Source organism: Novosphingobium sp. MD-1, from assembly GCF_001014975.1.
In the GTDB taxonomy this organism is placed as follows: Bacteria; Pseudomonadota; Alphaproteobacteria; order Sphingomonadales; family Sphingomonadaceae; genus Novosphingobium.
In genome coordinates, this window is the sequence record NZ_BBXA01000013.1 from 362,977 (window position 1) to 377,860 (window position 14,884).

Below are 14,884 nucleotides of genomic sequence, written 5' to 3' on the forward strand. Positions count from 1 at the left end.
GTGGCCCTATGTGCGGTCTCGTCACGGGAGATGCCTGCCATCCAGATTGCATTGCGCGCATTTTTTTATTCCCGCATTCGCTGGTACGGCGCAGGGAGAGGACGAAAGCGAGCGAAACCGATGATGTCGCGCGAGAACTGGCTCCACGAATTGCCCGCGCACGTGCGTGAGGCGATCGTGGCGCGGATGACGACGGTGGAAATACCGGCCGGGCAGACACTGCGGCGGACGGGAGACCGGGCCGTGGGCATGTATCAGGTCGAAAGCGGGTACGTGCGGCTGCTCGGCCTCAATCCGGATGGCCGGCAGGTGCTGATCCTGCTGTACCGGCCGGGCAACTGTTTCGGTGAAACGCCGGTGATCGCGCGCCGACCCTTCAACCATACCACGGTCGCGCTCACCGAGGTGCGGCTGCGGATGCTGGCCGAACGCGATTTCTGGGAGCTCTATGGCGAATTCCGGGAAATTCCCGACGCGCTGTGCCGCAAGTTCGCCAACAACACGAGCCGCCAGTTCGCGATGCGCGAGATGCGCTCGACCTTCCGTTTGCGGCAGCTGATCAGCGTGTGTTTCGCCAGCCTTGCCGACCATTGCGGCAAGCCCTTTGCCGATGGATCGGTGCTGGTCGAACTGCCGCTGGTCCAGGGCGATTTCGCGGATTTCCTGGAAGTGACGCGCCAGGCCGTTCAGCGCGAGATCGGCGCGCTCAAGGCCGCTGGCCAGATCAGCCAGAGGCGGGGGCACTGGCTGCTGCACAACGTGGAGGGCCTGCGCGTCGACGGCCTTGCCTTCGGCGCCGCCTGACGATCAGGCGCATTCTTCCGGTGTGAAACCGCTCGTCTGACACATCATGCATCGGGCGCATGTTATGTTTCAGGAAGCGCCATTGATACGGGCAGGCCCGACCTTCACAAATCCAGCATCGCAAGAACCCGCGTCGAGACGGGTTTGGGAGGATGTATGGATTGGAAGAATTCATGTGCCGTGGGCGCCTTGGTGATCGGCCTTGCCGCGGGGCAACAGGTCTGGGCGCAAACGGCCGCAGAACCGGCTCATGGAGTGGATGGCGCAGCGCCGGCCACTGCGGATAAAGGCGGCGAGATCATCGTGACCGGTTCGCGCATCGCGCGGCGCGACTACACGTCGAGCAGCCCGATCTCCACGGTCAGTTCCGATTTCATCGCGAAGACGGATTCTTCCACGCTGGAGACAAGCCTCAACCAGCTGCCGCAGATCGCGTCGTCGGCCAGTTCCTCTACCAACACGCAGGCGCGGGGCGGGCAGGCCAGCCTGAACCTGCGCGGCCTCGGCCAGCAGCGAACGCTGGTGCTGCTCGATGGACGGCGGGTGCAGCCTTCGGCGGCGGACGGTTCGGTGGATCTCAACGTGATCCCCGCGAACCTGATCGGCAGCATCGAGGTTATCACCGGCGGTGCCTCCGCGATCTATGGCTCCGACGCGGTAACCGGCGTGGTCAATCTCAAGCTCCGCCGGGATGTGAGCGGACTCGAGGTTTCGGGCAAGATGGGCGTTACCGGGATGGGTGACGGGCAGACGCGGGATTTCAACGCCATCGCCGGCGGCAAATTCGCCGACGGGCGCGGTTCGGCGATGATTTCTATCGGCTATTCGGACCGCCGCACCGCTCCGTTCGACGCGCGTGCCTATCTGCGCGGGCAGGTCGTCGTCCCGGCCTTGCCGAGTTCGCTGGTCAACGTCTCGGCCAGCAATCTGCCCAGCCAGGCGGCGGTCAATGCCATTTTCGCGGGCTATGGCGCGGCGGCGGGATCGGTTTCACGCTCGTCGCAGCTCTCGTTCAACGCCGATGGCACGCTGTTCGCGCCGACCGGCGCGGTCAACTATCGTGGCAGCCGCAACCTGCCCTATATCTACTATGGCGGCATCCAGCAGTTCACGACCACCGATACCTATACCGCGCAGACGCCGCTGACCCGTTACAACATCTATGGCCGCGCAGATTACGAAGTGGCCGACGATATCAAGGCCTTCGTGGAAGGCTGGTACACCAGCTATAACGTCACCACCGGTGGCGCCTATGCCAACGCCGGATCGTCGTCGGGCAAGATCCTGTCGGTACCGGTGACCAACCCGTTCATTCCGGCCGATCTGCGCACGTACCTCGCCTCGCGGCCCAATCCGAACGCGCCGTTCACGATCACCCGTTTCATGCAGGAAGCGGGTACGCGTGCCGAGCGCAACGACTACGACGTGTTCCAGCTGACGGCGGGGCTGAACGGCAAGATCCGCAGCGCCCGCCTGGACTGGAGCCTCGTGGCGAGTTTCGGCAAGACCCGCGCGCTGACCACCGAAACCGGCTATCCCAGTTCCTCCGCGCTGCAGACCCTGCTGAGTGCGGCGGACGGGGGGCGGAGCCTGTGCAGCGGGGGCTACAACCCGTTCGGGCCAACGCCCAATTCCGCTTCGTGCATCGCCTATATCGCGCGCACGGCACGCAATGTCACCGAACTCAAGCAGACCAACGTCGAGGCCAATCTGGCCGGCGATCTGTTCCAGCTTCCCGCCGGAACGCTGAAATTCGCGCTGGGCGCGAACTATCGCGAAAACACCTATGCCTTCAGCCCGGACAATCTGATTTCGAGCGGCGATCTCGCCAACTTCCTGCCGGTGTTCGGGTCGTCCGGCAAGACCAGGGCCACCGAAGCCTATGGCGAGCTGCTGATCCCGGTCATCAAGGATGCGCCGCTGATCCGCGAGTTCAACATCGATGCCTCCTATCGCTATTCGCACTACAATACGGTCGGCGGCATCTCGACCTACAAGGTCGACGGCGACTGGACGGTCATCGACGGATTGCGGCTGCGCGGGGGCTATTCCCGGGCGACACGCGCGCCTTCGGCGGGGGAACTGTTCGCGGCGACCAACCTGGGGCAGGCGCCGATCGGCTCCCCCGGCCTGATCGGATCGGGTGATCCCTGCGATTCCCGTGGCGCTTACCGTTCGGGGCCGAACGCGTCGGCGGTGACGGCCCTGTGCCTGGCGCAGGGGGTTCCGGCCAGCCTCATTACCGGCTTCACCAACACCAACCCCCGCGTGCCCTTCCAGGCGGGCGGCAACACCGCGCTGAGGCCGGAAACGGCGGACACCTACTCAATCGGCCTTGTGCTCAATCCCAGGTTGGCCTCACCGTGGCTGTCGCACATCTCGCTGTCGGTGGACTGGTATTCGATCAGGATCAGCCGCGCGATCGGGCAGATCACCAATACCGTGGCGCTGTCACAGTGTTTCGACGGTACGGTCAATCCCACCTTCAGCAGCAGCAATTACTACTGCTCGCTGCTGGCGCGCGATGCCACCAACGGCCAGCTGACCGTGATCCAGAACCCGTTGCTCAACCTTGCCAGCTACAAGACCACGGGCATCGATACCCAGCTGGACTGGCGCGTCCGGTTCGATGAAATCGGCTGGAAGGGCAAAGGATCGTTCGGCATCAACACCGTGATTACCTACCTAGACAGCTTCAAGATCAAGAACTTCGCGACCGCGCCAACGCTGGACTATGCCGGGACCATCGGCAACCAGCAGATCGACCTGTTCGCCGATGCGCATCCCCGCTGGAAGGCGACCACCGGCGTCACGGTGACGCTGGAGAGCGTTTCGGCCGGAATGCGCTGGCGCTATCTCGGGGCCATGGCCAATGCCGCCAACGTCGGCACGGGCGGCACCGCGCACGGCGTGCCCGCTGTCAGCTATTTCGATTTCGATCTGGCCTTCAACGTGGGCAAGCAGTTCACGTTGAGCCTTGGCGTCGTGAACGCGTTCAACAAGACGCCGCCGGTGCTCAACGACAACGTGACCGGCGTTCTCGCTACCGATCCCTATACCTACGACTTGCTTGGGCGCCGGTTCTATGCCGGCATCAAGGCGCGCTTCTGAACCGCCGGGGTGGTCGCTCCGGTTTCCGGCGCGGCCGCCCGTTCAGCCGGGGGAAGAATGCGCCTTGAGAATCCGGGACCAGAGCGCTTCGGCCGCCGCCGATTGCCGCGCTTTCGGGCGCCATAACCGGATTTCGATGGGCACGTCATCGTCCAGCGCGCCAGCGCGTACCAGCCGGCCGCTTGCCAGATCGTCCTGCACCAGACTCTGCGCGGTCCAGGCGATGCCCCGTCCATCGCGCGCCATGGCAGTCAGCACACTGGCGAGGTGAGAGGTGAAGATCGGGTTCGAGGGCGGTTCGCGTCCGGCGGCGGCCCAGGCGGCCGAAAGGATCCGGCCCATGCCCGAATCCGCGGTGAAACACAGCTGCGGCAAATGGTCGGCGTTTTCGTCCGAGAGCAGTCCGGGCGTGGCCACGGGCAGAAGCACGTCCTCGCCCAGCCGGATCGAGCGGAAGTCCGATCCGAACCGCGTCGTCGCGGCCTCGTGATGATGGCACAGCAGGAATTGCGCGCGGCCTTCCACCATCAGGCGTTCGCAGGCGACCATGTTGTCGGCGGTCAGCTCGACGGTGGCGCTGAACGGGTGCGCGTTTTCGAGCTGGCGCAGCCAGAGCGGAAAGAAGGTGAGCGACAGGACATGCGTCGAGGCGAAGCGCAAGGTTTCCGACGAGGCTTTGGCGATGGCGCGCACCTCGTCCCGCCCCAGCTGCAGGCGGCGCAACGTTTCCTCCGCCACGCCGCGAAACCGTTCGCCGGCCTGAGTCAGCTGGATGCGGTGGGTGCTGCGATCGATCAGGGTGGCGCCGACCCAGTCTTCCAGCGAGCGGATGCGCCGGCTGAAACTGGGCTGGCTGACCGCCCGCTTTTCCGCCGCCCGCGAAAACCCCCCGCAATCCAGCAGGGCAAGAAAATCCTCTAGCCATTCGGAGTCCATGGCCGAAGGTCTGCGCGAAACGCGATTGTCCCGCAAGGGCTCAGGCGGACGGCAACGCGGATCAAATTATGCGAACACTGTATTGGATGGCACGGCCGACGCCAGCTAGGCCGTAAGCAAGGCTCCGGACAACGGTCGACAGACGGGGCAACGGGAATGGGGATCTATGGGCAGTCGTTTCGATCCGATCGCGCTGGAAATTCTGTGGAGCCGGCTGATCGCCGTGGCCGATGAATCGGCCACCACGCTCCTGCGCACGGCCTTTTCGCCGATCATCCGGGAATCGAACGATTTCGCTACCTGCCTGATGAACGCGCAGGGCGAAACGCTGGCCGAATGCAGCGGGGGCATCCCCACGTTCGCCGGCCTGCTGGGGCGCACCGCGCGGCATATGCTGTCGCGGTTTCCCGCGGAAAGCTGGCGCGAAGGGGACTGCGTCATCACCAACGATCCCTGGATCGGCACCGGGCACTTGCCCGACATCGCGATGATCGTGCCGATCTTCCACCTCGGTCGGTTGGTGGGCTTTTCCGGGACCGCCGCGCACACGCCGGACATCGGCGGCAGCCTGGGCGCTGAAAATCGTGAGCTGTTCGAGGAAGGCGTGTGCATTCCGCCGCTGCATCTCTATCGCGCCGGCGAGCGCAGCGAGGACATGCTGGCGCTGCTGCTCAACAACGTGCGCCTGCCCGATCTGATGCTTGGCGATCTGGAGGCGCAAGTCACCGCGAACGAGGTATGCCGGCGGCGCACGGTGGATTTCCTGGTCGACACGGGGCTTGCCGATCTCGACGATCTTTCCCGCGCAATACAGGCAATGTCGGAGCGTTCCATGCGTTCCGCCATCGCGGCGCTGCCCGATGGCGTCTATCGCTCGGCGATCGATCTGGACGGGTTCGACGATCATCCCACGCATATCGCCTGCACGATCACCATCGCCGGGGAGACGATGATGGTCGACTACGCCGGCAGCTCGCCGCAGAACCAGCGGGCGACCAACTGCACGATGAACTACACGCAGGCCTACTCGATCTACCCGATCAAGTGCGTGCTCGATCCCTATACGCGGCGCAACGAAGGTTCCTATCGCCCGATCACGGTGACGGCGCCCGAAGGTTCGATCATCAACGCGAAATATCCCGCCGCCGTCGCCGCCCGCCACTTGTCGGGCCACATCCTGTCATGCGCGATCTATCAGGCGCTGGCGGAGGTGGTGCCGGACCGGATTATCGCAGACAGCGGCGGCGCTCCGGCCATGCGCGCCCGGCTGGGCGGCGTGGACGACAACGGCGATCGCTATTCCGTGGTGCTGTTCGCCAGCGCCGGCATGGGGGCCTCGCATGCCACGGACGGCCTTTCGACCACCGCGTTTCCGACGAATTCGGGAGCGGGCAGCCTGGAAGTGCTCGAAGCGGGTTCTCCCCTGCTGTTCCGCAAAAAGGAATTCCGCCCGGATTCGGGCGGCGCTGGCCGGCAGCGCGGTGGCCTGGGCCAAACGGTGGAGATAGAGAATACCGCGTCGCGACCGATGCAGGTTACCATCGTCGGCGATCGGGAGAAGAATCCGGCGAACGGCCTGCTGGGCGGCCAGCCCGGTGCCTGCGCCTCGGCCTCGGTCGAAGGCGTGGGGCCGGTGCGGCTCAAGTCCCGGACCGTGGTCAAACCCGGCGCGGCCATCGCCTTCCACTTCGCGGGCGGAGGTGGATTTGGTGATGTGGCCGAGCGGGATGCCGCCGCTATCGCACGCGATCTTCTGCTGGGCCTGGTGACGCGCGAAGGGGCCGCGCGCGATTATGGTCAGGGCGCGGAGGGCGAGGCGTGAGCGCGCTCAAGACGGCGCGGATCGGTGTCGACATCGGCGGCACGTTCACCGATTTCGTGCTGCACGACGAAGCGCGGGGGATCACGCGCACGGGCAAGCGCCTGACCACGCCCGACGACCCCAGCCGGGCGATCATCGAAGGCGTGCAGCGACTGCTGGAAGAGACCGGCACTGCGGCGTCGCAAATCCACAGCATCGTCCATGGCACCACGCTCATCACCAACACGGTGCTGGAGCGGACGGGCGCGAAAGTGGGTTTGATCGCGACGCAGGGTTTCGCCGATACGCTCGAGATGGGGCGCGAAACGCGCTACGACGTGGACGACCTGTTCCAGCAGCCCGTGCCGGTGATCGTACCGCGCAACCTGCGGCGCGGCGTGCCGGGCCGGATCATGGCCAACGGCGAGGAGCGCGAACCGCTCGACGAGCGCGAACTCATCGCGCAAGTCACCGACCTCGTGGAGAACGAGGGGATCGAGGCGCTCGCCATCGCCTTCATGAACGCCTATCGCAATGCCGCGCACGAACAACGCGCGCGGGACATCGTAAAGGCCGCGTTCCCTGATCTTCTGGTCACGATTTCATCGGCTGTCGCGCCGGAAATCCGTGAATACGAACGCACCAACACCGCGTGCGTGAACGCCTATGTTCAGCCCCGCGTACACGGCTACCTAGACCGGCTGACGGACGAGCTGGGCGCGCTCGGCTTCGATGGCGATCTTTCGATCATGCTGTCGAGCGGCGGTCTGACGACGATCGACGAGGCCAAAAATTTTCCGGTTCGCCTGATCGAGTCCGGTCCTGCCGCCGGGGCGATGGCCGCCGCCTACATCGCGCGGCAGATCGGCGAGGATCATCTGATCTCGTTCGACATGGGCGGAACCACGGCAAAAATGTGCCTGATCGAGCACGCCGAACCGCACGTGAAGCACGATTTCGAGGCGGGACGCCTCGAACGGTTCAAGGCGGGGTCGGGTCTGCCGCTCAAGGTCACCGTGATCGACATGATCGAGATCAGCGGCGGCGGCGGATCGATCGCGGCGGTGGACGCCCTGGGGCTGATGAAGGTCGGGCCGCGCAGCGCCAGTTCGGTGCCCGGCCCGGTCGCCTACGGACGCGGCGGTACCGAGCCGACCGTGACCGACGCGGACTTGCTGCTGGGTTACCTCAACCCTGATTATTTCCTGGGCGGCGAAATGGCGCTGGGCCTTGAAGCGGTGCGCAACGCGGTGGAGACAAGGCTCGCCAAGCCGCTCGCCATCGAGGAAGAGACGGCCGCGCGCGGCATCCAGGAAATCGTCAACGAAAGCATGGCGGCAGCCACGCGGATGCACCTTGCCGAAAAGGGCAAGGACCCCCGGGCTTATGCGATGCTGGCGTTCGGTGGTGCCGGGCCGGTTCACGCCTACGGGCTTGCCAAGCTGCTCAAGGTCCGCCGCCTGATCGTGCCGATGGGAGCGGGGGTCATCTCCGCGTTCGGTTTCCTCGTCGCCGCGCCCTCGACCGACAGCGCGCGCGGGTATTTCGCCCGGCTTGACCGGATCGACTGGGATCACGTCAACAGCCTCTTCGCCGAGATGGAGGCGGCCGCCCGCTTGATGCTTGCCGATACCGGTTCGGGGCAGGGAGAGATCCGGTTCCAGCGGCAGGCGGACATGCGCTATCACGGGCAGGGCTTCGAAATCACTGTCACCTTGCCCGAAGGCACGCTCGGGCCTGAGCGGACCGGGGAGGTGCGTGAAGCCTTCGACGCCACGTATCGCCGTCTGTTCGACCGGGTGGTGCAAAACGTTCCAGTAGAGGCGGTCAACTGGCGGCTCACGGCATCGCTGCCCGCGCAGGAGATCAGCCTGGCCCACGCTCCGGTGGATGCGCCGGCGGAGCGGCCCTCGCGCAGCGTCAGCTTCCCCGGGTTCGGCAGGATGGAAACACGTGTCTACGATCGCTACGCCTTGAAGCCGGGCACCCGTATCGAAGGTCCCGCGATTTTCGAGGAGCGGGAATCCAGTTTCAACGTCGGCCCCGATGCCGTCGTTACCGTCGATGCTTTTGCCAACCTGATCGTCGAGATCAGCTACCCGGGCCTCGTCTGAGCGGCACCGGCGATTTTGGAGATCCGCATGCCACCATCCCGCCGCCGCGTCGTCGTCACGCAACGCTTCTTCGATCAGGCGACGATCGACTATCTCGAACAGGCCGGCTGCGAGGTGGTGCAGGCTGACCTTCCGCCGGGTCAGGCCGACGGGAACCTCAGCCACGATGAACTGGTCCGGCACCTTGCGGGCGCGGCTGGATGGATCGTCGGCCACGCGCGCGTGACGCGCGAATTGATGGCCGCGCTGCCCGATCTCCGGATCGTTTCGCGCCGTGGCGTCGGTTACGATCGCGTCGATCTGGCGGCGGCCGGGGACCTTGGCAAGGTCGTGTGCATCGCGGTGGGCGGCAACCACGAATCCGTCGCGGACCATACGCTCGCGCTGATGCTCGCGGTCGGCCATCGCTTTCGCGAAACGCAGGCCAGGATGATCGGCGGGGACTGGTCGATCCTGCTGGGGACGGACCTCTATCGCAAGACCGTGGGCGTTATCGGGCCAGGACGGATCGGGCGAAGCGTGGTGCAGCGCCTTGCCGGATTCGAAGCGGAGGTCCTGGTCCATGGCGGTTCGCCGGATGCCGGCTATGCGGCCCGCTCCGGCGTGACCTGGGTCGACCTGGACGAACTGCTGGTGCGCAGCGATTATGTGACGATCCACGCGCCCCTGACGCCCGAGACGCGATTTATCATCGATGCCGGTGCGCTGGCCCGGATGAAGCCAGCCGCCTTCCTGATCAACACGGCGCGGGGCGGACTGGTCGACGATGCCGCGTTGCTCGATGCGCTGCGCAACGGGGTGATCGCCGGCGCGGGGCTCGATGTGTTCCTCAGCGAAGCCGATCCCGCGTTCAAGCCGGTCACGCAAGCGTTGCTTGAACTGCCCAACGTGATCGCCACGCCGCATTCGGGCGCCTCCTCGCGCGAAGGGCTGGACCGGACCAACATGGTGGCCGCCCGCTGCGTGGTTGCCGTGCTGGACGGCGGCGATCCGCCGGCCGAATGCGTTGTGGCCGATGGGCGGAAGGGCTGATCGATGACCGGCTTTCCAGCAAAGCCGTCTGCCAGCGCGGAACGATCCGCGCAGGAGAGCCTGTTGCTGGAGATGTTTCAGGCCGCCGTCGGCAGCGCCCTGCCGCAGCGGTGCCTGCCGGGCCGTGTCCCTGCGCCCCCGCTTGGTCGAACGGTGGTGGTAGGCGCGGGGAAGGCCTCCGCTGCGATGGCGCGGGCGCTGGAGGGTTGCTGGCCGGCATCGCTATCCGGCGTGGTGGTGACCCGGTATGACCACGCCGTTGCGTGCGACGCCATCACGATACTGGAAGCGGGCCATCCCGTACCGGACGCGGCCAGCGTCGAAGCCGGCAGGCGCATCCTCGAAGCGGTTTCCGGGCTGACGGCGGACGACCTCGTGATCTGCCTGATATCGGGCGGCGGTTCCGCCCTCCTTTCGGCGTTGCCTCCCGGTGTCAGCCTTGAGGACGAGCGCGCACTTTCGAAAGCGTTGCTCAAGAGCGGCGCGACGATCGAGGAAATGAATTGTGTGCGCAAGCACGTCTCGTTGATCAAGGGCGGACGGCTCGCCGCCGCGGCCGCGCCGGCACGGGTCGTGACGCTGGCCATCTCCGACGTACCGGGCGACGACCCGGCCACGATCGCCTCCGGCCCCACGGTGCCCGATCCCACCACGCGTGCGGAGGCGCTGGCTGTCGTGGACAAGTACGCGCTGGAGCTGCCGGCGGCGGTGCGAGCGTGGCTTGCCAGCCCTGACAGCGAGACGCCGAAGCCGTCTGGCGGCACCGAACCCGACTGCCGGATGATCGCAACGCCGCAACGGGCGCTCGAAGCGGCGGCGGACGTCGCCCGGAAAGCTGGATATACGCCGTTCGTTCTGGGTGATGCCATCGAGGGTGAGGCGTGCGATGTCGGACTGGACCACGCCGGTATCGCCCGCCAGATCGTCGCGCGCGGGCAGCCCGTGCGCGCGCCGTGCGTGCTGCTGTCCGGCGGGGAGACCACGGTAACCGTCCGGGGCGATGGCCGGGGCGGCCGGAACGTGGAGTTCCTGTTGGGCCTCCTGACCGGCCTGCAAGACCTGCCGGGCCTGTTCGCGCTGGCCGCCGATACCGATGGCATCGATGGCACCGAGGACAACGCCGGGGCGATCATCTCGCCTTCCTCATCCGCCCGTGCGAGCGCGGCGGGCCTCTCCGCGGACGAGCACCTCGCGCGCAACGATGCCTATAGCTTCTTCGCGGCACTGGGCGATCTGGTCATCACCGGTGCCACTCTCACCAACGTCAACGATTTCCGCGCGATCCTGATCGATGCGGCGCATCCCGTGCAGGAGCAGAGCACTTCATGAGCAAGAACGTTCACCGCATCGCGGTCATTCCCGGCGATGGCATCGGCAAGGAGGTGATTCCGGAAGGGCTGCGCGTGCTGGAAGCGGTGTCGCGGAAGTACGGCTGCGGGTTCGCGTTCGACCACTTCGATTTCGCCAGCTGCGATTACTACCGCGAACATGGCACGATGATGCCGGACAACTGGAAATCGCTGATCGGCGGGCATGATGCGATCTTCTTCGGCGCGGTCGGCTGGCCGGAAACGGTGCCCGATCATGTATCGTTGTGGGGATCGCTGATCCAGTTCCGGCGCGAATTCGATCAATATGTCAATCTGCGCCCCGTGAAGCTGATGCCGGGTGTTCCCAGCCCGCTGGCCGGCCGTGTTCCGGGCGACATCGACTTCTACGTCGTGCGTGAAAACACCGAAGGCGAATACTCGTCGATCGGCGGCAAGATCTTCCCCGATTCCGATCGGGAAGTCGTCATCCAGGAAACGGTGATGACGCGCGTGGGCGTGGACCGCATCCTGCGCTTCGCGTTCGATCTGGCGCAACGCCGTGAAAAAAAGCACCTGACGTCGGCCACCAAGTCGAACGGCATTTCGATCACGATGCCCTACTGGGACGAGCGCGTCGAAGCGATGGCATCGTCCTATCCGGACGTGCGCTGGGACAAGTATCACATCGACATTCTCACCGCGCACTTCGTCCAGCATCCGGACTGGTTCGACGTGGTCGTTGCTTCCAACCTTTTTGGCGATATCCTGTCCGATCTCGGTCCCGCCTGCACGGGCACGATCGGGATTGCACCCGCCGGCAACATCAATCCCGAACGGCGCTTCCCTTCGCTGTTCGAGCCGGTCCACGGGTCCGCGCCGGATATCGCCGGGCAGGGCATTGCCAATCCCATCGGGCAGATCTGGTCCGCTTCGCTGATGCTCGACCACCTGGGGGAAACCGTTGCCGCCGCCGCCGTGCTGCGGGCGATCGAGGAGGTATTGGCCCAGCCGGGGTTCCGCACCCGGGATCTTGGTGGTACCGCCAACACCATCGCTTGCGCCGATGCGATCGTGGACGCCATCGGCGCCTGAGCTTCCGTGCATTCGTGCGCGTTTTTTGCAATCTGGATGGCGGGCGCCGTTCCGGTCACGAAAAGGGGAGGTTGCTGAATGGAAATGTCCGCAGAAGAAGCGCAGGCGCGCGTCGATCTTGCCGCCGCCTTCCGGCTTGTGGCGCACTATGGCTGGGACGACCTGATCTTCACGCACCTGTCATGCCGGGTGCCGGGGCCGGAACACCACTTCCTGATCAATCCCTACGACATGATGTTCGAGGAGATCACCGCTTCGTCGCTGGTCAAGATCGACGTCGAGGGTAACCCCGTTGGCCCGTCGGACCATCCGGTGAATCCGGCGGGCTTCACCATCCATTCGGCGATCCACATGTCGCGCGAGGACGCCATGGCGGTGATGCACCTGCACACACCGCACGGGCAGGCGGTTTCGGCCATGGAATTCGGGCTGTTGCCGCACACGCAGACGGCGATGATCGCCAAGCACACCGTGGCCTATCACGACTACGAAGGCATTGCGACCGACCTCGACGAACGGGAGCGGCTGGTCCAGGACCTTGGTGAAAAGCACGCGATGATCCTGCGCAATCATGGAACGCTCGCGGTTGGCGCCACCGTGGGCGAATGCTTCCTGCGGCTCTATTTCCTTGAGCGGGCCTGCCAGGCCCAGGTCATGATGCTGGCCGCCGGCCATGATCGGCTGAACACGCCGCCCCAGGGGGTCGAGCAGAAGGTTGCGGGGCAGACGCCTCCGGCGATGGTCGCCATGGCCGCCGGGGCGCTCGCGTGGCCGGCGCTGCTGCGCAAGCTGGACAGGATGGACCCTTCGTTCCGCAATTGACCGGGCAAGAGGGTGCGGCGGGGTTTACGCCGCACCTTTCGTGTATCAGTCCAGTTGCACGTCCAGCAAGCGAACGAACATCTGGCCGCTGTGCATGTCGCGCTCCTCGCGCCCGCCCGAAGGGGCTGGCCGCACGCAGGAAATCTTGACCATGTTGAGGTTTTCGACGGGGAATTGCTTGACCAGCGCGGGGTCGGTCCCGAACAGGCGTTCGAAGGTGGCCGGCCCCAGCGCGGGGTGCCGCGCATAGCGGTGGAAGTCTTCGCGGTTCCGGAAAAACAGGTCGAAAGTCACCCAGAACGGCCCGGCGTTCTTGGAACGGACGTGGCGGCAAACGTCTTGCACGGTAGGCATCATGCGGCCTCCTCAAGGCTGAGGTCCACCCATTCGGTGCGGACGAGTTCCATGGGATCGTCGCATTCGACGACGTGGTTGAGCTTGAATTCGTAGATCGGGCCGCGCGGGATATCGGCCGGCGTGAAGGCGAACCCGTAGCTCGGCATTTCGTGGTGCGCGGGCATGTACATATGGAAGAACTTGGGATTGCAGGCCTTGGCGATCTGGTTCGCCATGTCTTGCGTATCGGCGGTGGCCACGAACAGGACGCCGATTTCGGGCGGTGGCGGCGTGCCGGCCTTCGGCTGCGCGCCGGACACCGCATTCCAGCCATAGAGCCTGAGCGAGATGTGGAAGTTCCCCGCCGCTTCGCCGATGGTGCTGTGGACGCGATCGTAAAGCGTCTTGGTCATTTTCGCCTGGAAGGTCTCAAGATCGTTGAGCACGATCGGGTCCTGAATACCGACCAGCATCAGCGTCTGGTACTGGCCTGCGGCGGCGCCTTCCAGCTTCATCGTATAGGGCAGTTCCTCCCATTCGGAGCCCGTCACCCTGACCGTCCGGGGCGTTACCTGCTCGTATTGCGAACGAGTCACGTCCAGTACGCCGCCGGGTTCGAAAAGGCGGAACGGATCGCTGTTCTCGTAGAGCATATGCGCCGAAACGCTTTCGGGCGTGCAGGTGTTGATCTGGTTTAGCGGCTCGACCTCGAAGCTGTCGCGCCGGATACGCATGAGCAGGCCCGCCGCGTCGACCGTCTTGATGGTCGACTGGCCGCCGCATTCGCCGATCTTGCCGGCGTGCCAGCTCAGCCCGCGGGGGGCGCCCTTCATCAGCGCGTAGCAGCAGATCACCGCCGTATCGGTGGTGCGGCCGCCCAGCACGATGTCGGCGCCCGCTTCCAGCGCGGCGATGAACGGTTCCGGTCCCATCGCGCCGACGATATGATCGCAACCGTCGATCGTCGCATCGTCCAGCGGCCCCATCGGCGCGAGCGGACGAATCCGCCCCTCGGCGTTCTTGCGCTTGACCGTTTCCTTGGAAAGCTCCGAATAGAGCAGGGCGATCCGGGGGCGAATGCCCAGTTCCCGCGCGACTTCCACGGCGATGTCCCGCGTCCATTCCAGATTGAGATCGCCGCCCGCCTGGCCGCTGGTGCCCACCACGATCGGAATGCCCGCCTTGGAAGCCGCTTTCATCATCAGGGTGAGGTCACGCTTCACCGCGCCGCGGTTGTTCTTCGAAATGCCCAGCGCGAGATAGGCTGCGCCGCTGTCGGTGGAGCCAGCGTCGGTCGCAATCACCTGCGCGCCCTGGGCAATGCCGTATTCCAGTTCTTCCTCGCGTGCGCCGGCGCCCAGCGATCCGGTGGGAACCAGAATTACCACCTCGTCATCGCATTCCTTGCCCATACCTGCTGCTCCTGTTGATCCGTGGAGCCATTTGTCCACTCATCACCATAGAGTCGTCAAGATGTACGGATTTTATCAATATATATTGATCAGTCGTGAAGCGCCCGACAGCGA

At 65.2% G+C, this 14,884-nt stretch carries 11 protein-coding genes; 8 read left to right on the plus strand and 3 right to left on the minus strand.

Annotated elements, in window-relative coordinates:
• The first annotated feature begins 120 nt into the window (after positions 1 to 120).
• On the plus strand, positions 121 to 804 hold the full coding sequence (locus tag NMD1_RS02170; RefSeq protein WP_158453858.1) for a Crp/Fnr family transcriptional regulator: 684 nt from the start codon (positions 121 to 123) through the stop codon (positions 802 to 804).
• A 180-nt stretch (positions 805 to 984) separates the two neighbouring features.
• Entirely contained in the window at positions 985 to 3,915 is a 2,931-nt protein-coding gene (locus NMD1_RS02175) for a TonB-dependent receptor domain-containing protein (protein WP_158453859.1), read from the plus strand.
• A gap of 42 nt (positions 3,916 to 3,957) precedes the next feature.
• On the opposite strand, the gene NMD1_RS02180 is transcribed toward NMD1_RS02175, so the two are convergent.
• Positions 3,958 to 4,851 carry a LysR family transcriptional regulator gene (locus NMD1_RS02180; RefSeq protein WP_125953428.1) on the minus strand — a complete coding sequence of 298 codons (894 nt, stop codon included), beginning with the start codon at positions 4,849 to 4,851 and terminating at the stop codon, positions 3,958 to 3,960.
• A gap of 166 nt (positions 4,852 to 5,017) precedes the next feature.
• Here NMD1_RS02180 and NMD1_RS02185 point away from each other — a divergent pair, with 166 nt between their 5' ends.
• The 6 genes from NMD1_RS02185 (at position 5,018) to NMD1_RS02210 (ending at position 13,022) form a co-directional block, all read left to right on the plus strand.
• Entirely contained in the window at positions 5,018 to 6,673 is a 1,656-nt protein-coding gene (locus tag NMD1_RS02185; protein WP_125953429.1) for a hydantoinase B/oxoprolinase family protein, read from the plus strand.
• A complete protein-coding gene (locus tag NMD1_RS02190) occupies positions 6,670 to 8,766 on the plus strand; it encodes a hydantoinase/oxoprolinase family protein (RefSeq protein ID WP_125953430.1) in 2,097 nt (698 codons plus the stop codon). Before NMD1_RS02185 ends, NMD1_RS02190 begins: the two co-directional genes overlap by 4 nt.
• 27 nt (positions 8,767 to 8,793) lie before the next feature.
• Positions 8,794 to 9,798 carry a phosphoglycerate dehydrogenase gene (locus NMD1_RS02195; protein WP_125953431.1) on the plus strand — a complete coding sequence of 335 codons (1,005 nt, stop codon included), beginning with the start codon at positions 8,794 to 8,796 and terminating at the stop codon, positions 9,796 to 9,798.
• Between the two features lie 3 nt (positions 9,799 to 9,801).
• Positions 9,802 to 11,127, plus strand: a complete 1,326-nt coding sequence (locus NMD1_RS02200) for a glycerate kinase (protein ID WP_125953432.1) — start codon at positions 9,802 to 9,804, stop codon at positions 11,125 to 11,127.
• The gene (locus NMD1_RS02205; RefSeq protein WP_125953433.1) at positions 11,124 to 12,200 is read left to right on the plus strand and encodes a tartrate dehydrogenase; all 1,077 of its coding nucleotides are present in this window, start codon (positions 11,124 to 11,126) and stop codon (positions 12,198 to 12,200) included. The genes NMD1_RS02200 and NMD1_RS02205 overlap by 4 nt, the downstream gene beginning before the upstream one ends.
• Positions 12,201 to 12,278: 78 nt before the next feature.
• The gene (locus tag NMD1_RS02210) at positions 12,279 to 13,022 is read left to right on the plus strand and encodes a class II aldolase/adducin family protein (RefSeq protein ID WP_199558044.1); all 744 of its coding nucleotides are present in this window, start codon (positions 12,279 to 12,281) and stop codon (positions 13,020 to 13,022) included.
• 45 nt (positions 13,023 to 13,067) lie between these two features.
• Here the strand turns inward: NMD1_RS02210 and NMD1_RS02215 are convergent, their stop codons facing one another.
• Positions 13,068 to 13,379 (minus strand): DUF4387 domain-containing protein, encoded by a 312-nt coding sequence (locus NMD1_RS02215; RefSeq protein WP_199558045.1) that lies wholly within the window; start codon positions 13,377 to 13,379, stop codon positions 13,068 to 13,070.
• Positions 13,376 to 14,770: an acyclic terpene utilization AtuA family protein gene (locus NMD1_RS02220; RefSeq protein WP_125953434.1), complete on the minus strand. Its 1,395-nt coding sequence runs from the start codon at positions 14,768 to 14,770 to the stop codon at positions 13,376 to 13,378. The genes NMD1_RS02215 and NMD1_RS02220 overlap by 4 nt, the downstream gene beginning before the upstream one ends.
• Between the last annotated feature and the right edge of the window lie 114 nt (positions 14,771 to 14,884).

What these genes read in the sequence shown, in the direction of transcription:
- NMD1_RS02170 (WP_158453858.1), top strand. Translation starts at nt 121, where the DNA reads ATGATGTCGCGCGAGAACTGGCTCCACGAATTGCCCGCGCACGTGCGT.
- NMD1_RS02180 (WP_125953428.1), bottom strand. Translation starts at nt 4,851, where the DNA reads ATGGACTCCGAATGGCTAGAGGATTTTCTTGCCCTGCTGGATTGCGGG.
- NMD1_RS02185 (WP_125953429.1), top strand. Translation starts at nt 5,018, where the DNA reads ATGGGCAGTCGTTTCGATCCGATCGCGCTGGAAATTCTGTGGAGCCGG.
- NMD1_RS02195 (WP_125953431.1), top strand. Translation starts at nt 8,794, where the DNA reads ATGCCACCATCCCGCCGCCGCGTCGTCGTCACGCAACGCTTCTTCGAT.
- NMD1_RS02200 (WP_125953432.1), top strand. Translation starts at nt 9,802, where the DNA reads ATGACCGGCTTTCCAGCAAAGCCGTCTGCCAGCGCGGAACGATCCGCG.
- NMD1_RS02205 (WP_125953433.1), top strand. Translation starts at nt 11,124, where the DNA reads ATGAGCAAGAACGTTCACCGCATCGCGGTCATTCCCGGCGATGGCATC.
- NMD1_RS02210 (WP_199558044.1), top strand. Translation starts at nt 12,279, where the DNA reads ATGGAAATGTCCGCAGAAGAAGCGCAGGCGCGCGTCGATCTTGCCGCC.
- NMD1_RS02215 (WP_199558045.1), bottom strand. Translation starts at nt 13,379, where the DNA reads ATGATGCCTACCGTGCAAGACGTTTGCCGCCACGTCCGTTCCAAGAAC.
- NMD1_RS02220 (WP_125953434.1), bottom strand. Translation starts at nt 14,770, where the DNA reads ATGGGCAAGGAATGCGATGACGAGGTGGTAATTCTGGTTCCCACCGGA.